Here is an 18933-nt window from a genome sequence, read left to right on the forward strand (position 1 = left end):
TGATTGAATACGATTTTTAATGTGACACAAAAACAACTATATGATTTTCTACTGAATGTAGCGACAATAAGACCAGTTTTTATTTGGGGAGCACCTGGCATTGGGAAGTCAGCGATTGTTGAAAACTTTGCTAGTGAATTAGGGCTACATTGTGTATCGTTATTGGGCAGTCAGCTAGCACCTGAGGATATTATTGGTGTTCCGCAGATTAAGGATGGCTACAGTGTTTTTTGTCCACCCAAAATGATTGCACGCGATGAACCTTATTGCCTTTTTTTAGATGAATTAAATGCTTGCTCACAGGAAGTACAAAAAGCGTTTTATAGTCTTATTCATGAACGCAGGATTGGAGAGTTTACATTGCCAGAGGGTACGATTGTTATTGGTGCAGGAAATCGGGCTGAGGATAACGCGATTGTTAAGCCGATGTCCTCCGCATTAATCAATCGGATGGTCCATGTTCAGCTTAGGGCATCGCACAAAGATTGGCTTGAATGGGCCTATACACATGAAATACATCCATATGTGATTGAGTATATTCAAATGCGTCCCGATCATTTATGGAGCGAACCTCCGAAAACAGAAGAACCCTTCTCCACGCCTCGTTCATGGCATATGTTAAGTGATTGTTTGTATGCATATGGCAATAGCTTACAAGAACAAACAATTGATCTATTAGCAAGTAGCTGCCTATCCGCGCATACTGCCAGTCAATTTAAAGCCTTTATCAAGCAAGTGCAGAGTAAATATGATCTTGCTAAAATTATTCATGGAGAATTACGTTGGCCCGATCAACCTGATGAAAGAGATTTGCTTTATTTCATGGCACAATCCTTCCGTGCTCAGTTACTGAAGGAGCTTCCGAACGAGCATACGACATTGAAGGGCAATCAACGGCAATTAGCCTTTCGAGCCAAAGACTTGATCAAGGACCTATCATCCATTAGCTTAGAAATTGCACAGATGGTTGTATCAGAGCAAAAGGGTGAAGCATTACCTGCCTGGTTTATGCTGGAGGTTATCCGAGATTTACCTCGTTTAGTAGCCAAAAAGGAAGGGTAGCTTATGGCCAAAAAGAAGAAAGCATCACAACAGGAGCATAAAAATGAGAAAGCTATCGCACGTGGGCATGACATTGTCTGTACACATCCCCTTTTCGAGGCGTTGTGTCATGCTGTTTACATGCAGTACGAAAGTATGCCTCAAAAGGATTGGGCTTACGTTACAAGCGCAGGTGTTATTTATGTGAATCAGGATAAAAAAGGTCAGCCAAATGAATGGGCATATGTGATAGCGCATTGCTTGCTACACCTTGGCTTACATCATCATCAACCAAAAGAGCAGCAGGAGCTGTGGAATATTGCCTGTGACTGCTATATAACAAAATTTTTAGCAGAGCTAAAATTTGGTCAAGCACCAAAGGAAATGAGTAATCCTCTTTTTGAGGCCATTAGCTCTGAGGAAAAATTATATGAAAGATTATTACGGGAAGGTGTACCAGATGATTTGAAAGGCTATAGTACAATGCCAGGCCAAGTGGACTTTGTGATTTCACAAAATCAAACAGGCTATCTTTATCGAGGGAACAGTGATTTCGCTGCATTATTTGCAGAAGGTTTATCGAAAGCCGTGCAAAGTGCCATTCGAGTAGCGGGTGGGGTAGAAAACACATTGGGAGGCACAACGAGGGTAACACAAGCACAACGCGCAAAGGCTTGGTTTATGAGCTCCTATCCCTTATTTGGTGCTTTGGCAGCAGATTTTACAATAATTGAAGACCCACTTATTTGTACAAGAATGGATATCTCGGTCGCAGCCATTGCAGTGGAAACAAAGGAGATTTATTTGAATACGGCTGTGGGAATGACCGATGAGGAAATGCGATTTCTAATGGCACACGAATTGCTGCATGCGGGTTTAAGCCATGCTACCCGCAGACAAGGACGTGATCCCTACTTATGGAATGTTGCTTGTGATTATGTTATCAATGGCTGGCTCATCGATATGCAAATCGGCGAGATGCCAGCATTTGGCGGGCTATATGATCCAGCATTAAAAGGATTTTCAGCAGAATCTATTTATGATCGTATTGTTACAGATATTAGGATGTATCGCAAATTAAGAACCTTTCGAGGGCAGGGCATAGGCGATATGATCGAAACGAATCCACCAGATTTTTGGGAAGGCAAGGTAGGTGTGGATTTAGATGCTTTTTATAGAAGGGCATTGAGTCAAGGGTTAAGCTATCATTTGACCCAAGAGAGAGGATATCTGCCACAAGGGCTCATTGAGGAAATTCGTAGCCTAGCACAGCCTCCTATTGCCTGGGATGTGGCATTAGCCAAATGGTTTGATCGGATGTTTCAACCGATAGAGAAAGTTAGAACATATACCCGCCCCAGTAGAAGGCAAGCATCGACACCTGATATAGCTAGACCAAGATGGATTCATCAAAGCGGTGAGGAAGATGGACGAACTTTCGCAGTCCTTATTGATACATCAGGCTCCATGGACCGTCTCTTACTAGGAAAAGCACTCGGCACAATAGCGAGCTATAGCATCGCTAGAGATGTCCCCTTTGTTCGCGTTATATTTTGTGATGCTGTTGCCTATGATGCGGGCTATCTAGCACCTGAAGAACTATTAACGAAAGTGAAGGTGAGAGGTAGAGGAGGCACAGTGTTACAGCCTGGTATACAGCTACTTGAAGCAGCACAGGATTTTCCCAAGGATGGTCCTATCCTGATTATTACAGATGGACAATGTGATCGTTTAGCCATTAAAAGACAGCATGCCTTCGTACTACCACAGGGGGCCAAGCTACCGTTTGTGCCTAAAGGCGAAGTATTTAGAATGAAATAGTTTCATCTATCTACAAATGTTTGAAATAATTTTTGTTGGTGAAATATAAAAAGTGAACGCATTTCATGAGCACATTTTAAAGGAGATGACAGATGATTACATTTGACAATGTCTCAAAACAATATGATAACAACCAAATAGCTGTCAAAGCGCTAAATGTAGAAATTAAAAAGGGTGAATTCTTTGTTATTATTGGCCCTAGTGGATGTGGCAAAACTACTTTGTTGAAGATGATTAATCGATTAATCCCCCTAACAGCAGGCACCATCTGGATCAATGATAAAAGGATTAGCGATTATAATATCCATGAGCTACGTTGGAGTATTGGCTATGTACTACAGCAAATCGCCCTATTTCCGCATATGACAATAGAGGAAAATATTGCGGTTGTACCAGAACTGAAGAAATGGAGTAAAACGAAAATCCATCAACGTGTAGACGAACTATTAGCGTTGGTGGGGCTGGAGCCAGCGAAATATCGTCAGCGGAAGCCAAAGGAGCTGTCAGGAGGCGAACAGCAAAGGGTTGGCGTTGTTCGTGCCTTGGCAGCTGACCCAGAAATTATTTTAATGGATGAGCCATTTAGTGCGCTAGACCCTATTAGTCGCTCCAAACTACAGGATGATCTACTAGAGATGCAGCGTACCATCCAGAAAACCATTGTATTTGTATCACATGATATGCAGGAAGCACTGAAATTAGGAGATCGTCTCTGTATTATGAAAGATGGTGAAATTGTTCAGATAGGCACTCCACAACAATTGCTACAAAATCCGGTAAATGATTTTGTCCAACAGTTTATTGGAGGTAAGCAGACGGATCAATTGTTTACGATCCATGATGTGATACAGCCAATCACAGTGACAAACGACTTTGGGCATGCTATTCCTGTTGATGCCCCATTTCCGATGATTCTTGAAAAATTAGCCGAGCATGACTTGTTAGGTGTCGAAGAGAATGGCAAACTCATAGGTATGGTGACAAGAGCTTCCACGCTTCGTTATTTAGCAGCGGATTCTAAGAAAAGAGGGCATGGGCATGGTGGCTAATGTGATAGATGTATTTCAGGAACGGAAGGCACAGCTGCTGGCTGCATTACTAGAGCATATCCAAATCTCTTTTATTGCGCTATTTTTTGCTGTCCTCATCGCTATTCCCCTAGGTATCTATTTAACCAATAAAAAGAAAATAGCCGAGAGTATTATTGGAATTAGTGCTGTGCTGCAAACGATTCCTTCCTTAGCGTTGCTCGGCTTATTAATTCCTTTATTCGGTATTGGGAAAGTTCCCGCAATTATTGCGTTAGTTGTCTATGCGCTGTTGCCTATTCTACGAAACACCTATACGGGCATCAATGAGGTTGACCCATCACTGAAAGAAGCGGCATTAGCTATGGGAATGAATCGATCAAAGCGTTTAGTAAAGGTAGAGCTACCACTTGCTATGCCTGTTATGATGGCTGGTATTCGCACAGCAATGGTGCTGATTGTGGGGACAGCAACATTAGCCGCTTTAATTGGTGCAGGAGGCTTAGGAGATATTATATTACTTGGGATTGACCGAAATAATACGGCACTCATTCTTATAGGAGCCATTCCCGCCGCTATTTTAGCCCTGATTTTTGATGTGGCGCTTAAAAAATTAGAATCTCTGTCCTTTAAAAAAACCATAACGACATTAAGTCTCATTAGTTTAGTGGCACTGGTAATGATTTTTTTCCCGCTTCTAAGCAGTAAACAGCAAGATGAAATTGTCATTGCAGGAAAGCTTGGTGCGGAGCCTGAGATTCTCATTAATATGTATAAATTATTAATTGAGCAGGAGACCGATTTAACGGTGACATTAAAGCCAGGGCTTGGTAAAACTTCATTTGTATTCAATGCATTGAAATCGGGCAGCATTGATATTTATCCTGAATTTACAGGCACCGCCATTTCGGAGTTTTTAAAGGAAGAAGCCATTAATAATAACCAAGAGGATGTCTATCTTCAGGCAAAAGAGGGGATGCAGAAGCAATTCGATATGGTCATGCTGAGTCCTATGAGCTATAACAATACGTATGCACTCGCTGTATCAGAGGAGCTGGCTGAGAGCTATCAACTGCAAAAAATCTCTGACCTCAAACCAATAGAGCAGAAGGTGAAAGCAGGCTTTACATTAGAATTTAATGACCGTGAGGATGGCTATGTGGGCATACAAAAACGCTATGGGATAGCCTTTACGACACTTGCAACGATGGAGCCCAAGCTTCGCTATCAGGCAATACAATCAGGTGATATTAATTTGCTTGATGCTTATTCAACGGATAGTGAAATTCGTCAATACAAGCTACGTGTATTGGAGGATGATCAAGCATTATTCCCACCATACCAGGGAGCGCCTTTACTAAGGAAAGAAACGCTGACTGACTATCCAGAGATTGGAGAAGCGTTAAATCAACTAGCTGATCACATTACAGATGATGAAATGCGAGAAATGAATTATCAGGTGAATGTAGAAGGAAAGCTTGCAGCAGAAGTAGCAAAAGAATATTTAGTAAAAATAGGATTACTAAAATAAACCCTCTAAACTTTAGAGGGTTTATTTTTATCAATAATTTATTAATGATAAACATTAAGAAATTATTGATAGAGATAAAAGGGGATGTATAATAGAGAGAAGGGAGGGAGAGGTTGATAATGGGGCAAACAATTCAAAGTAAAGAATTTCGATGGATGACAAAGGGGCTTCGTACCGCTTTTACCATCATCATGGTGATGATGATTTTTGCCTTGACGATGCTTGCGATTTTTATGGTGGGAGCAATGGTGGTATCAGAGCAACAAGTGAATCATTTATTAACAAAGGGCAGTGTGACCGCTGCCGTTCAGTTAGAGGGATTGGAAATGAAGCTGGCAGACCATGTGACAAGGGACATTCACTATTCAAAAAAAGATGTCATGACCTTTCTATTTATTGCTACAATATACATAGCTATTTTATTAATGATTATTGTACAAGTAAGGAATATTTTAAGTAATTTATCAAAAGGTATTGTATTTTCACTCGCTAATAGTAAAAAAATGGAGAGAATTGCCTACTGTGTGATTGTATTGAGCTTGACAGTGAATGCATTTCGTACATATACCGTCTATCTGATTATGCAACAATTTCAATTGGAGTCCCGATTTGTAGAGACGGGTTTGATCAAGGGGATTAGCTATCATTTTACAGGCATTCACTGGACTCTTTTACTATGTGGTGTGGTGATTTGGATCTTTGCACGTATTTTCCGATACGGTGCATTCCTTCAGGATGAATATGATGCAACAGCTTAGGAAGTGAAAACATGACCATAATTATTCGATTAGATCGTATGCTAGCGGATCGTAAAATGCAGCTGAGTGAACTTGCAGAGAGGGTGGATGTATCGATTGTCAATCTCTCTAATTTAAAAACAGGCAAGGTAAGAGCCGTACGTTTTTCTACATTAAATGCCATTTGTAAAGCTTTGGGCTGCCAGCCAGGAGACATATTGGAATATGTAGAGGAAGAAGATGACATCTAGAAGCAAAGCAGAAAGGATTTTTTGAATGACGGCTTTTAGTTTTTTAATTCTGGCTATCATAGCAGAGGTTTTTGCCAGTTCCATGCTCAAACGTACTGAGGGCTTCACACGAATAGGACCATCAATCGGCGTAGTAGTAGGCTATGGAGCGGCGTTTTATTGTTTAGCCTTAACATTAAAAGTGATTCCTATTGGCACAGCCTATGCAATTTGGGCAGGTTTAGGGACAGCGTTAACTGCTATTGTGGGGGTTGTCCTTTATAAGGAACGATTTAATCGCAAGAAGATATTAGGGATTCTATGCATTATCTTGGGTGTCGTGGTACTCAATCTTGCTGGTGGTCATTAGGAGGCTGAACAGGATGAAAGGCTATTTATTTTTAACACTATCGATTATAAGCGAGGTCTTTGCAACAACCATGTTGAAGTTCTCAGACGGCTTTACTGTCCTCGTTCCATCCTTGGCGGTAGCAATTGGCTATGGTATTTCGTTTTATAGCCTATCCCTCTGCTTAAAAACCATGCCATTAAGCTTGGCCTACGCTATCTGGTCAGGTGTCGGCACAGCCTTAACCGTTCTGGTAGGCATTGTCATTTGGCACGATATTTTTACTGTTTATTCTGCGATCGGTATTGCCCTCATTATTGGAGGCGTTATATTGTTGAATCAGGGGGATAAAGGTGAAGAAGTGGTGGATAGGATAGGCGGATAGAAATGCGAAAGTAGCGGATAGCGGGTCTAAATTGATGCATAGGATTAGGAAATCGACGGATAGCAGGCCAAAACCTGGGCTTGATTCAGCGCAAAACAATAGAATGGAGAGAATTTGATGATAAAAGCTCTAATTTTTGATTTTGACGGTACTATCATTGATACGGAAACAGCATGGTATAACGTTTTTAAGGATGCCTATGCACAATATGGTATTGAATTATCGTTAGCAACCTATGCTAAGTGCCTTGGGACCAATCTTCTAACTTTTAATCCCTATACATATCTTGTTACACATCATCACATACAACTGGATGTGGAGGCTTTTCAAACATCTATTCAGCACCGCCATGCACAATGGATGGAAACGGAAACGCTAAGACCTGGTATTTTAACATTGCTACAGCAGGCAAAGGGAGCGGGTTTGAAGATTGGACTTGCTAGTAGCTCCAGTCGTCAGTGGATTGATTTGTATGTGGATCGGCTGGGTATCCGACAATACTTTGATTGCTTCTGTAGTGCTGACACGGTGACAAATGTTAAGCCTGATCCAGAGCTTTACTTGCAGGCGCTTGAACAATTAGGAGTAGAGGCTGATGAGGCCGTGGCAATTGAGGATTCACCGAATGGCGCACAAGCCGCTGTAGCAGCGGGGCTTTATACAGTGGTCATTCCGAACGAGATTACCAAGCAATTACCATTCAATACAAAACACCATACCGTAACTGCATTAGAACAATATACAATACATGATCTCCTCGCATGTTTTGCAACGTAAACTTTTGCAAAAACCTCCCCCTCATTGGTGGAGGTTTTTTTAGTTTCTTTAGGAAGAAGTCGCCATATTTTTTGTCGCAACATATGATAACGAGAGGGCAACTTACACGGATCAAATCGCATAGTCAAACTAAGAGAGGGGGCTACGAATTGAATAGTGATAAGAAAAGAAATCACTTTTTATGTGAAGCTTTAAGTGATTTAAAGGATCTTCAGGATATTATGATGAATTTTCATTCTAAATATTTTGGTCAGCTACTTATTAAAATTGTCGGGAGTGATACGATTCCATTTTTTTTAATTACACATAGTGGTGCTCATTTAAGCTTATTGGATACAGTGAAACAATTTGAGACAGAGTTTTTCCGTATTGAGGCTGTTGATAGAGAGCGTTGCCGTGGCACAGTATCATTGTTGCGTGCTTTTGATTATGAAGGAAACGATACAAATTCGATTGCAGATGTGGTGAGGTTAGAAAAAACAAGTACAAAGAAATCTATTGAACTCAGTGGTATATCGGCCATTCAGCTCTTAAAGCCAGATATGTTGAAGGGGAAATTTATCATAGAGCCGAAATGGTAGTGCCATATTAAACTACTAAAGCTAGAGCATCTGTCTATATGCAAGGGATACAAAGTGAATGTAATAGAGAGAGAATCTAATGAAAGGAAGTTTAGCTATGACGATTATTGGTATGCTGCATCATCGACTTGATCCAACAACAGTGCTCAAGTCCTATGCCTTTGCAGCAGTTGCGAAAGTTGAAGGCGCAACATTTTTCTATTTCACACCTAAAAGTGTGGATTTTGCCAAACGTTCTATTCGAGCAAAGGTCTATGAGAATGGACAATGGCAAGAAAAACAATGCCCTTTCCTGATGTTATCTATAATGCAGGAAGCCCTGAGAAATTATCTGTCTCCAAGGAGATTATTGACCGTTTAAAAGAGGAGATTCCATTTACAACCTATTCAATCGGGAACAAATGGAATGTGATGAAACGATTAAAGGAAGCGAAGGAATTTGAACAGTATTTGATTCCCTCTGAAATTGTAAAGGATGCCGATTTATTTCATAAGTTCGTTAATTATTATAAACGAGTTGTGTTTAAGCCAATTGATGGACGAAAAGGGAAGGGTATTTATTTTATAACGAAGGCGGGAGCCAAATATTTTGAGGTGCGAAAGGATAGCACCACGACAACCTATACAAAGCCACAATTGGATTCATTGATAAAGGAGCAACTTGCGTCTGGCACCTTTATTATGCAGCCGTATATTCAATCTGTTACAAAATCTGGTCAGGTCTATGATTTCCGCCTGCATGTTCAAAAAAATGGAGAAGGTAAATGGGTAGTGACAACGGTGTACCCACGCATTGCACCGAATGGCTCCATCATACCGAATATTAATAATGGTGGTTATACCAATTATTTAGATCCTTTTTTGGAGCAGGAGTTTAAGGATGAGGCCTATAATATTCGGCGAATGCTTGAGCATTTTTCACTAGCGCTGGCCCATCATCTGGATGAAATTCAAATGGCGAAATTTGGGGAGGTTATTGATGAAATTGGCATTGATGTGGGCTTAGATCAACATCAAAAAATTTGGATGTATGAGGTCAATTGGCGACCAGGCTGTCCCCCTGCCTTTTACTTGGAATTAGATGTGGTCATCCATTCCATCCGTTATGCGATGTATCTTGCCAAAAATCAAAAACCTCTGAAAAAGAAAATTGTCCAACAAAAAAGTAAGCAGGTGGAGGCAAAGAAAACCCTGCCTATTATTGCGATTACAGGAAGTGCAGGGAAAACCACAACAAAGGCATTTGTTGGTTCCATCTTATCGAAAAAATGGAATGTATTTGAATCAAAGGATTATTGGAATACGACAGAGCATACGAAAAAGCATAAGGAAGAAATCAATGATTCACATCAGGCCGTTGTATTAGAGTATGGTATGGCTTACCCGGGCATTATTACCAATCACTGTAGCATCATCCAGCCGAATATTAGTATTGTAACGAATATAGGCTTAGCCCATGTTGGGAACTTTGATGGAGATGTAAGGGGTGTTGCCAAGGCAAAATCGGAATTGATTCATGGCATGGACCAACAGGGCTTACTCATTGTCAATCAGGATGATGACAATTCAAGATACTTAGAGACACAACAATTTAAAGGAAAAATCATCACGGTGGGCATTAAAAAAGAAGCGGATTACCGTGCATATGATTTGCAATATAAAGATGTCGGCATGTCCTTTAAAATGAAGCTGCATGGGCAAGAAATAGAATTATATATTCCTATTTTAGGAGAACATCATGTATACAATGCATTGAATGCAGTGGCAGTGGCTGATCTTTTAGGATTTAGTCCACTTGATATTCAGGCTGGACTCAACTTCAAAAAACCACCAAGACGCTTAACGATTTATAATTGCCGTGATGATATAACGGTTATTGATGATACGGTACACTCTCATCCGCAGGGGGTTCGTGCTGCGCTCGATGTACTGACGAATATCGCGACAAATCGAAAAGTAGCCATTATTGGGCAAATGCGAGAACTTGGTGTCTTGAGGGAAGAGGAGTATCGTAAGGTTGGGGAATACGTATATGACATAGGCATCGATGAATTTATTACCTATGGCTTTAGGACAGATGAAATGAGTAATGCTGCCATCGCGAAGGGTATGGACCCATCCAGAGTACATCATTTTATTAATAAAGATCAATTGCATGTCCTCCTTGAAAAGCTCGTTAAGCCTCATGATACCATTCTTGTAAAGGGTGCAAGTAAAACCAATATGTTCGAAACCGTGAAATTTTTAGATCAAACGTTTAAAGAAGAATAATGGATTACGACTTATGAAATTAAAAAAGCCCGAGTAACTGTCCACTGGCAAGCGGCAATTATTCGGGATATTTTTTTCAAACTCTCAAAATGAATTTTATTTCCTTCGCTGCATTGATTGCGTGATTTCTTGCTTCCTTCAAGGTTGCTCCCTCTGCAATGACATAGGCATAACGGTGACCCATTGATAAAGGTGGGGTGAGGAGAGTGCCTCTTCTCGGTTTGACATATACTTCAACGACGCCAGTTGATCTTGTCGCTCTTGCCTTGCCAATAACCTTTTCTAATATTCCTCTACTTTCCACAATGACATATTTTGTATAAACAAATTTTTTGTGTCTTGGTTGCAGATTAGGCTGTTCTCCTAGCAATATCTTCAATGTCTCTTCTACTAAACTAAAACCTAGAGCTGCTTGTAGCATATTATTCATAGCGCCACCTGAAATTCGAGGATTGATCTCGATAAGCTTCCAACCATTTTGGGTTAATCGAAGTTCTAAATGAAGCGCTCCATTCTCAATATCAAAGGCTTTCACGATGGAATGGAGTACCTCCTCGATGCCTGATTGGATGTCTTTAGGGGCTTTCACTAGAACACCATAACCCGTAATAATAAATCGTTTTCCTTGCGTAATTTCTTGCTCAATTATACCAATGACATGTGGTTGACGTTGATAAACAACCGCCTCTACTAAATATTGAGGGCCATCTAGATATTCTTCAATCATGATGGTTTCATAGGGATTTTTACTGCGTAGTGCTTTGAGGTGGTTATTGAGCTGATCGGCATCCGTTGCTAGTAAGACATCTTTTGAGCCTGTTGATTTAGGAGATTTTACGATTAATGGAAAGGTCAAATTTTTAGCTATGGGTTCGTTCGGTTTCATGAGCAAAAATTTTGGCGAGTATGGTTGATCTTGTAAAAAATTTCTTGTTTTTTCTTTATCCTCCATAGTTTCAATCGCACTGGAGGATGTATAGTTCTGACAAAATTCATCACACAGTGTTGAAGCAATATGGACAAATGGATCAACAAAACTAACGATACTTTTAATATTTAATCCAGTTTTTCCTAGTTTCTCAATTTCATCTTTCATGCTCTCGATATCAAAAGTATCAATGAGTATCATTTTATGGATGTCGGGGTAGGCTCTGCGCTGTTCAAGTTGTTTTTCATTATTTGTGAAAAGTACTGTGAAGTAGCCTAATTTTTCTGCTGCCCTTGTTGCTTCACGACTAGACCCAGATTTGTTTGTACCGATAAATACAATGGCTTTCAGGTATATCACTCCTTCTATTGGTACTTAGATACTTAATCACCTTTATATATATGCAATGAAATAGATTTCCTCTAGTTATGTATCTTGTCTACATCCAAGCAACTTTTAAAAGGTTACATATACTAGAAAAGAAAGGAGGGAGAAAAGATATGAAGCCTCTTTCGGTGAAAAATTTAGCAATGATTACGGCAGGCTATCTAGTGCACGGGTCAGAGGATACACTGATTCAGCATGGGGCTTATCGATTAAAGCAAGTGAAAAAATCCAATACGGCCCTTTTTACAAGTAAACGTATTGTTAATTGGAAAAGTCTTGAGCCACTTTCTCCTCTAGTGCTAGTGACCGATAGAGTTTATCGGCCTTCTGACATTCCCGATCATGTCATGCTGATACAGGTAGCGAATGCAGAAGAGGCCTATTGGAAATTTGTTCATTTTTATCGCAGCCAGTTTCATATTCCGATTGTCGCGATTACAGGTACATCAGGTAAAACAACGACAAAAGAGATGATTAAACATATTCTTTCGGCTGATCGGAAAGTGACTGCGACGACATTGAGCAGCAATTCTAGAACGGCTTCTTTGCAATATTTACTGGGCATTGAGGATGATACCGAGGCTGCCGTTTTTGAAACAGCAGTAGGCTCACCTGGAGACGTTATGAATGCAGGGAGATATTTCAAACCGACAATCGGTATTATTACGAATATCGGAGCCCATCATTTAAATTATTGCAAAACATTAGAAGGCTATATTCAAGCAAAGGGAGAAATGGTAGATATCATTCATCCAAAAGGTACATTAATTATCAATGCTGAAGATATGAATACGAAAAAAATAGATGTTTCGAGATTTCGTGGGCGTTTGATTAAGGTAGGAAAGCATGACTCCTGTGATTTTCGAGCAAGCCATATCCACTACTATCAAAAAGGGATGAAATTTATCCTGCATCATGATAGAAAAAGCTATGACATTCTTGTACCAGGGTTTGGCGAGCATCAGGTTTATAATGCTCTTGCTGCTATTGCCGCGGTCCATGATATGGGGATGCCTATTCCAGTCGCAGCAAAACAGCTTCAATCATTCCGTCAATTGAAAAAACAGCTGCAACTCTTTGAGGGCATTAATCATTCCATGTTATTGGATGATACATGGAGTATTACAACCACTTCCTTAGAGGCTGCCTTAAAGGTGTTGAATGAGTTAGGTGACGGCAAGAAAAAGATTGCGGTTATTGGTACGATTACCGATTTAGGTTCTTGGGGCTACATTATTCACGAACAAGCGGGTGAATTAATTCAACGTATTGGCGTGGATGTCCTGATTACCATTGGAGAACACGCAAGGATTATGGCTGATCACGCAGTAAAGCTAGGATTTAGCGCGCCTGTTTACACATTTAAAAATAGTACGCTAGTCTATCCGTTATTGCAGAAGATTGTGGATGAAAATACCATCATTCTCATAAAGGGAGATATGTATAGCAAACAGGTCTCTAAACTAGCAACGGAGCTAAAGCTAAAGCCTCCACCACCTGCTGATTAGCTTCTTTCCATATAGGATATTGACTGTGCCACATAGAGGAGCTTTCTAATAAGGTATAGTAATTGATCAAAAAGCAGCACGCTAGATCAAGAGAAGAAATAAGTCATCTACAAGATCGATAAAGAGAGGAGGCGTAGTACACTTGCAATCCATTAGTGTGCAGAAACTTAGGAATGTCCTACAGGGAAAGCTCATTCACGGATCAGAACAATGGTCTGTTAAGCAGGCGATCTATTATAATCGGCATGATTTAACAAAGAGCCATTCGCTCCTGTTTGTTAGTCGAAACGATCACATCAACTGGCAAGAGATTGATCGGAAAGGTCCGTCTCTTATCATATCCGATAAACCGTCTACAGAGTTAAAAAATGCACTGGAGAATACAACCGTTTTACAAGTGAAAAGTGTTGCACAGGCATACTGGACATTTATCGAGTATTATCGTGGGCTCTTTGAAATTCCCGTTGTGGCTTTAACAGGAACTTGTGGGAAAACAACAACAAAAGAGATGTTAAAACATATTGCTAGTAAGCATTGGCAAGTGCAAGCATCCGTCAGCAGTAAAAACGAGCCAAGGCAATCATTACCTTATTTAACGGGCATTGACGATAAAACACAAGCCGCTATCTTTGAACTAGGCTTAGGGAATACGGGGAATATTAAACATCAATGTATGATCTATCAACCAACTATTGGCATCATTACAAACATTGGTGTGCATCATCTAGATGGCTGTCTCAATTTGGAGGGCTATATTAAGGCCAAGGCAGAAATTGTGGAAGGCATTAAAGAGGATGGCACGTTAATCATCAATGCTGATGATGCCAATACTAAAAAAATCTCATTGAAAAGATTTAAAGGGAAGATTATCAAGTTTGGCTTACAGGATACGGCAGATTACAAGGCTTCGAAAGTGGAGTTTGCCAATACAGGCATGAAGTTTGTTTTAGAGGTAGCGGATGAAACATACAATGTGTTTGTCCCAGGCTATGGTGAGCATCAGGTCTATAATGCCTTAGCCGCGATTGCAGCTAGCCATGAAATGGGGCTGACCATTCGTCAGGCAATCGCAGGACTCAGAACATTTAAACAGATGGCAAGACATTTAGAATTTACGACAGGACTTGGTGACAGTACGATTATTGATGATACATGGACAAATAACCCAACATCTGTAGAGGCCGCCTTAAAAGTGCTAGATACGGTAGGAAAAGACAAAAAGGTCATTCTAGTTTTAGGGGATATAAAGCGATTAGGCAATTTTGAAGAAAAATATCATCGCGAAATCGGCTCCATGGTAGCACTAAGAAAGATCGATACATTGATTACCATCGGCAAAAGGGCAGAGAAGATTGCCGATCAAGCGCAAAAGGATGGAACCAGTGCAGAGGTTCATACGTTTAAAGAGGTAGCAGGCGTTTTAGAATTATTGAAGCCAAAGCTTGATGCAGACACGATAGTTTTAATTAAGGGACCGATGTCTAGTAGATCCATGATTGAATTTGCCAATAAACTGAAAAACGCATAGAAAAAGGGTGTCTCAACATGATTGAGACACCCCTATCCTCATTTATTTTAAGACGCGTCGAGCGGTTACAAAATTCTTTTGTGCCCACGTTGAAGACATGTTTTGTTTTACAATATTATTCGTTGTCATACTAATATATTGATTATTGCCTATATAGATACCCGTTTGTGTGATTTCTTGTCCACCATTATTCGTAGAGAAGAACAGTAGATCCCCTTTTTGTAGTTGTGATTTTTGAATACGTGTCCCTACTAAAGCCTGTTTACTTGCTAGTTTATCTTTTAAATCAATACCATGCTTTTTAAAGACATAATAAGTAAAACCCGCACTTGTAAAAGTCAGTGCACTCTCATTGTACGTATAGCCGAATTTTGCTTTGCTTGTTAAACCAGTAGCAGTGGCAATAATTTTATCGGCAGATGTACTTGCTGAAGGTGCACTTACGCTGGGCGTAGAGGTGCTATCAGAGAAAACGCGCTTCGCTGTAATATAATGTTCAGTATAGTAATCTACAAATAATACTCTTGTCATTACACCATCTGAATTAGGAATGATGATACGGTGATCTCCTGCGTAAATCCCAACAAGTGAAGGTGTTTTAGAGCCTTTGACACTATTAAAGAAAACTAGATCACCTTTCTTCAAGTTAGCACGTGCCACAGTGGATCCTTGGTTCATTAATTGATTTAATGACGTTGCGCCTAGTGTCACTCCACTTTTACGATAGATAAAATCAACGAAAGTTGGAGCTGTAAAGCGTAAGCTAGCCTCATTTGTTGTTGAACTAATCGTTACTTTGTTTTTATAGGATAGAGCATTCTCTACAATTTTATCGCCTTTTGTAGCAGGGTTGGCAGATAGCAGAGTAGGTAATACTCTACGTGCAGATACATAGTTTTCCGTATAATATGGCTTACTATTTAAATCAGAGATAACTATATTTTGTTTGCTATCAGCCATATGGATGATTTTATTGTCGCCAATATACATACCGACATGATCGGGGTCAGTTCCTGTTTTTTTACTTTTAAAGAACACTAAATCGCCTTTTTGTAATTGGTTTCTTGCTACATAAGTCCCTTGCTGAATCATATAATTTTCATTATACGTACCAAGGTCTACCCCGTTTTTCTCGAAGATGTACATTAAAAATGAAGCACAAGAAAATTTGTATGGGTATGTAGGCTTGTAAACCGAATTGCTGTATGTTGCTTGCCCCATTAAGCTTTTACCAGTCTGAATTAATTGGTCTGCTTTTGCAGCTACCGCCTGTGCGTTGTTCTGAGCATTTGTTGTTGCAGCCTCTACTTGTATCGGCTGGATCGCTGTTTGCACCATTCCAAATGAACTAAATCCAATTGTTAATGCAAGTGTTGTAGATAAAAATCGTTTATTCATGTTGTGTAACCTCCTAAAGCATCTAGTAGGATTTCTCCTGTATACCTTTGCCATGGAAATAATCGTAGCATGAAAAAGTAGGGCTTCTGGGCGGTAAATGTTACCAGGGTGACTGAAGGGAGGGCTTCAACACTTGCTATAAAAGGCTTTATCAAAGGAATTTACAGTTTTATTACAAATGTTTCAGTAAGATGTAATATGGAACAATTCCATGAAAAAAGCTGCCCCAAAACGAGGCAGCCTACACGATTTTCTGTATCATTTCTACACGATTACCAAAGGGATCACGGAATTCAAAACGCTCGTAATGAGGAATAGGCACAGAATCGAGTATCTTGATTTGATGTGCTGTGAGCTTCTTCCTCCAATACTGAATATCCGCTACTTGATACGCAATATGCGCCTTTGTGGTCAAACGATCGAAGCCATCCTCTGTCCCTACATGGACTTCCTGTTGACCAAGCTGTAACCAAAATCCCCCGCGTCCTTTAAGAGAGTCAGGCTTCTCTAATTCTGGAAGTCCTAAAACATGACAATAAAAATCCTTCCCTTGCTCCTCACAGCCTTTCGGAATTGTAATTTGCACATGATGTAAACCCATAATCATCCCAAACCGCCCCCTTTTTCCTTAATTATAGAGTAATTCCTAGATATTTGAAATGGAGGAGAGGATAGATTTGTAAAAGATCATATTGAAGGATAGAGTTTAAACTAGCGGATAGAACTTCAAAAGTGGAGGATAGGATTCTAAAACTGGTGGATAGAATCATCAAATTGCAGGATAGAATTTAAACGGGTGGATAGAACTTCAAAACTAGAGGATAGCGCTTCAAATTAAGTGGATAAAACCTCAAAAGAGAGGGATAGAGCTCCAAATTTAGTCTTTGGAACTTAAAAGCACAACATTTCTATTCTGTTAAGATTTAATACTATGGTATAATAATAAAAACGGAATAATAGGATAGAGGTACAAATTAGATTTTTTAATTTGTTTAAAAGGGAAGATCGGTGTGAAGCCGACGCTGTCCCGCAACTGTAAATGGGAGCACATTTCAAAAGGCCACTGTTACGAGTCGTAATGGGAAGGTGAAATGTGTGATGAACATAAGCCAGGAGACCTGCCTTTATCTAGTACAGCCAAAAAACCTACGCGGATAGGGGGTGTTGAGTGTGACTAGAGAATTTCTCCTGCATGCTCATAGTACGATGATTGCTAAAAAGGGTGCTTCGTTTAGGATTGTGTGCAAATAGTGACCACTTTGCTTAGATTATTAAATCTATTGTAAGGTGGTTTTTTTATGTTAATCAAATTTGCAATTCAAGATTTCATTGATGAAAGAGAAATGATGAATCTAAGTGATGAAACTTTAAAAGGTTATAGAATATTTTTTAAAGAGTTTCAGACGTGGTTAAGGGAAAATGACATACTAGATGCTTCTGACGTTACAGCAAGTACGATAAAGGGTTATCTAGTGTATTGTAAAAGAGAAAAAGGAAATGCACCTTCAACAATTAATAACAAATTAAAAAATCTTAAAGCATTCTTTAATCACTTAGTTGAAAATGAAAATATTACTAAGAATCCTTGTTCTAAAATAACTAAACAGAAAACAGAAGAAAGAATTGAAGTATTTACAGATGTTCATATTCGCCAAATGTTAAGGTATTACAGAAGGCTAAAACGTAAAGACCATGAATACACAGCATACCGAAATACAGCGATTATCATTACTTTACTTGGAACTGGAATTAGAATCGGTGAACTACGTAATTTAAAATGGTCAGATGTAATAGAAAATCAATTAGTTGTTTTTGGTAAGAATCGTAAACAAGAAACTGTTCCATTGACTAAAAGGGTATTAAATGAACTAGAAGAATTAAAATTGTATTGTACCCGATACTTTATCGACTTACCAGATTATATATTTGCTAATAGAAATGGTACTCAGATGTCGTATGAAGCAACTAAAAGTGTATTTAAACGACTACAAGAAGTAATGAATTTCAAAGATGTACGACTTTCTGCTCATACTTTTAGACATACTTTTGCACACCGTTGTATAGTTAATGGAATGGATGTATTTACACTACAGAAGATTCTTAGACATTCTTCTCTTTCTATGACAGAAAAGTATCTAGCATTATGGGGAACTGCATTACACGAACAAAATGAGAAGTATAATCCTTTGAATAATTTCGATATATAGAATCTTACTTTTGGAATTAATGTCCGATATAAGGACACTTTTTCCGTTACCTTTAGGAATTTTTGGGTCAAAACAGGACACTTTTTCCAAAGGTTTTCGGAATTAATGTCCGAAAAAAAGACACAAGTTACCGAGTATAGAAGAATAAAAGTGAAACGAATAAAATAGATAAAATAAGTCGCTTCGCTCCATCTATTTTTCTTTTCGCTAACGCTCACTACCTCAC

The 18933-nt window shown here is 39.4% G+C and carries 18 protein-coding genes and 1 riboswitch; of the genes, 15 read left to right on the forward strand and 3 right to left on the reverse strand.

All coding sequences use genetic code 11. The features are described from left to right. The first annotated feature begins 3 nt into the window (after positions 1–3). The 12 genes from NP781_RS07085 (at position 4) to NP781_RS07140 (ending at position 10751) form a co-directional block, all read left to right on the forward strand. Positions 4–1062: an AAA family ATPase gene (locus tag NP781_RS07085; protein WP_257521849.1), complete on the forward strand. Its 1059-nt coding sequence runs from the start codon at positions 4–6 to the stop codon at positions 1060–1062. A 3-nt stretch (positions 1063–1065) separates the two neighbouring features. Further along, positions 1066–2862 carry a vWA domain-containing protein gene (locus tag NP781_RS07090; RefSeq protein ID WP_221680820.1) on the forward strand — a complete coding sequence of 599 codons (1797 nt, stop codon included), beginning with the start codon at positions 1066–1068 and terminating at the stop codon, positions 2860–2862. A gap of 92 nt (positions 2863–2954) precedes the next feature. Further along, positions 2955–3911 carry an ABC transporter ATP-binding protein gene (locus tag NP781_RS07095; protein WP_221680821.1) on the forward strand — a complete coding sequence of 319 codons (957 nt, stop codon included), beginning with the start codon at positions 2955–2957 and terminating at the stop codon, positions 3909–3911. After that, complete coding sequence (opuFB, locus tag NP781_RS07100; protein ID WP_255601022.1) at positions 3901–5421, forward strand: osmoprotectant update ABC transporter permease/substrate-binding subunit OpuFB; 1521 nt, start codon at positions 3901–3903, stop codon at positions 5419–5421. Before NP781_RS07095 ends, opuFB begins: the two co-directional genes overlap by 11 nt. A gap of 119 nt (positions 5422–5540) precedes the next feature. Continuing rightward, a complete protein-coding gene (locus tag NP781_RS07105; RefSeq protein ID WP_257521850.1) occupies positions 5541–6179 on the forward strand; it encodes a DUF2975 domain-containing protein in 639 nt (212 codons plus the stop codon). Positions 6180–6190: 11 nt separating this feature from the next. Beyond that, a complete protein-coding gene (locus NP781_RS07110) occupies positions 6191–6409 on the forward strand; it encodes a helix-turn-helix domain-containing protein (RefSeq protein WP_004229412.1) in 219 nt (72 codons plus the stop codon). A 25-nt stretch (positions 6410–6434) separates the two neighbouring features. After that, positions 6435–6758 (forward strand): DMT family transporter, encoded by a 324-nt coding sequence (locus tag NP781_RS07115; RefSeq protein WP_221680823.1) that lies wholly within the window; start codon positions 6435–6437, stop codon positions 6756–6758. 13 nt (positions 6759–6771) lie between these two features. Next, positions 6772–7122 (forward strand): DMT family transporter, encoded by a 351-nt coding sequence (locus NP781_RS07120; protein ID WP_257521851.1) that lies wholly within the window; start codon positions 6772–6774, stop codon positions 7120–7122. Between the two features lie 117 nt (positions 7123–7239). Further along, positions 7240–7899, forward strand: a complete 660-nt coding sequence (locus NP781_RS07125) for an HAD family hydrolase (protein ID WP_257521852.1) — start codon at positions 7240–7242, stop codon at positions 7897–7899. A 149-nt stretch (positions 7900–8048) separates the two neighbouring features. Further along, positions 8049–8480, forward strand: a complete 432-nt coding sequence (locus NP781_RS07130) for a hypothetical protein (protein ID WP_036081468.1) — start codon at positions 8049–8051, stop codon at positions 8478–8480. A gap of 79 nt (positions 8481–8559) precedes the next feature. Further along, positions 8560–8841 (forward strand): hypothetical protein, encoded by a 282-nt coding sequence (locus NP781_RS07135; protein WP_257521853.1) that lies wholly within the window; start codon positions 8560–8562, stop codon positions 8839–8841. Then, the gene (locus NP781_RS07140) at positions 8748–10751 is read left to right on the forward strand and encodes a YheC/YheD family protein (protein WP_257521854.1); all 2004 of its coding nucleotides are present in this window, start codon (positions 8748–8750) and stop codon (positions 10749–10751) included. Before NP781_RS07135 ends, NP781_RS07140 begins: the two co-directional genes overlap by 94 nt. Before the next feature lie 76 nt (positions 10752–10827). Here the strand turns inward: NP781_RS07140 and NP781_RS07145 are convergent, their stop codons facing one another. Beyond that, positions 10828–12030, reverse strand: a complete 1203-nt coding sequence (locus NP781_RS07145; protein WP_373880549.1) for an ATP-grasp domain-containing protein — start codon at positions 12028–12030, stop codon at positions 10828–10830. A gap of 149 nt (positions 12031–12179) precedes the next feature. Between NP781_RS07145 and NP781_RS07150 the strand changes: the two genes are divergently transcribed. Together NP781_RS07150 and murF are read left to right on the forward strand one after the other, a co-directional pair. Next, a complete protein-coding gene (locus NP781_RS07150) occupies positions 12180–13574 on the forward strand; it encodes a Mur ligase family protein (RefSeq protein ID WP_257521856.1) in 1395 nt (464 codons plus the stop codon). A 142-nt stretch (positions 13575–13716) separates the two neighbouring features. After that, complete coding sequence (gene murF, locus NP781_RS07155) at positions 13717–15102, forward strand: UDP-N-acetylmuramoyl-tripeptide--D-alanyl-D-alanine ligase (RefSeq protein WP_257521857.1); 1386 nt, start codon at positions 13717–13719, stop codon at positions 15100–15102. 42 nt (positions 15103–15144) lie between these two features. Here murF and NP781_RS07160 read toward each other — a convergent pair whose 3' ends face one another. Together NP781_RS07160 and NP781_RS07165 are read right to left on the reverse strand one after the other, a co-directional pair. Next, positions 15145–16500 (reverse strand): C40 family peptidase, encoded by a 1356-nt coding sequence (locus NP781_RS07160; RefSeq protein ID WP_257521858.1) that lies wholly within the window; start codon positions 16498–16500, stop codon positions 15145–15147. A gap of 241 nt (positions 16501–16741) precedes the next feature. Next, entirely contained in the window at positions 16742–17107 is a 366-nt protein-coding gene (locus NP781_RS07165) for a VOC family protein (protein WP_221680829.1), read from the reverse strand. Positions 17108–17448: 341 nt separating this feature from the next. Next, positions 17449–17641: riboswitch (cobalamin riboswitch) on the forward strand. 157 nt (positions 17642–17798) lie between these two features. On the opposite strand from NP781_RS07165, the gene NP781_RS07170 reads away from it, so the two are divergent. Beyond that, positions 17799–18707, forward strand: coding sequence for a tyrosine-type recombinase/integrase (locus NP781_RS07170; protein WP_257521859.1), 909 nt, complete (start codon positions 17799–17801; stop codon positions 18705–18707). Positions 18708–18933: the final 226 nt, after the last annotated feature.

This window comes from Lysinibacillus sp. FN11 (assembly GCF_024628845.1).
Lineage (GTDB): Bacteria > Bacillota > Bacilli > Bacillales_A > Planococcaceae > Lysinibacillus > Lysinibacillus capsici.

Coding starts and splice junctions, on each gene's coding strand:
- NP781_RS07090 (WP_221680820.1), top strand. CDS start 1,066: ATGGCCAAAAAGAAGAAAGCATCACAACAGGAGCATAAAAATGAGAAA.
- NP781_RS07095 (WP_221680821.1), top strand. CDS start 2,955: ATGATTACATTTGACAATGTCTCAAAACAATATGATAACAACCAAATA.
- opuFB (WP_255601022.1), top strand. CDS start 3,901: ATGGTGGCTAATGTGATAGATGTATTTCAGGAACGGAAGGCACAGCTG.
- NP781_RS07105 (WP_257521850.1), top strand. CDS start 5,541: ATGGGGCAAACAATTCAAAGTAAAGAATTTCGATGGATGACAAAGGGG.
- NP781_RS07110 (WP_004229412.1), top strand. CDS start 6,191: ATGACCATAATTATTCGATTAGATCGTATGCTAGCGGATCGTAAAATG.
- NP781_RS07115 (WP_221680823.1), top strand. CDS start 6,435: ATGACGGCTTTTAGTTTTTTAATTCTGGCTATCATAGCAGAGGTTTTT.
- NP781_RS07120 (WP_257521851.1), top strand. CDS start 6,772: ATGAAAGGCTATTTATTTTTAACACTATCGATTATAAGCGAGGTCTTT.
- NP781_RS07125 (WP_257521852.1), top strand. CDS start 7,240: ATGATAAAAGCTCTAATTTTTGATTTTGACGGTACTATCATTGATACG.
- NP781_RS07135 (WP_257521853.1), top strand. CDS start 8,560: ATGAAAGGAAGTTTAGCTATGACGATTATTGGTATGCTGCATCATCGA.
- NP781_RS07140 (WP_257521854.1), top strand. CDS start 8,748: ATGGCAAGAAAAACAATGCCCTTTCCTGATGTTATCTATAATGCAGGA.
- NP781_RS07150 (WP_257521856.1), top strand. CDS start 12,180: ATGAAGCCTCTTTCGGTGAAAAATTTAGCAATGATTACGGCAGGCTAT.
- NP781_RS07160 (WP_257521858.1), bottom strand. CDS start 16,500: ATGAATAAACGATTTTTATCTACAACACTTGCATTAACAATTGGATTT.
- NP781_RS07165 (WP_221680829.1), bottom strand. CDS start 17,107: ATGATTATGGGTTTACATCATGTGCAAATTACAATTCCGAAAGGCTGT.
- NP781_RS07170 (WP_257521859.1), top strand. CDS start 17,799: ATGTTAATCAAATTTGCAATTCAAGATTTCATTGATGAAAGAGAAATG.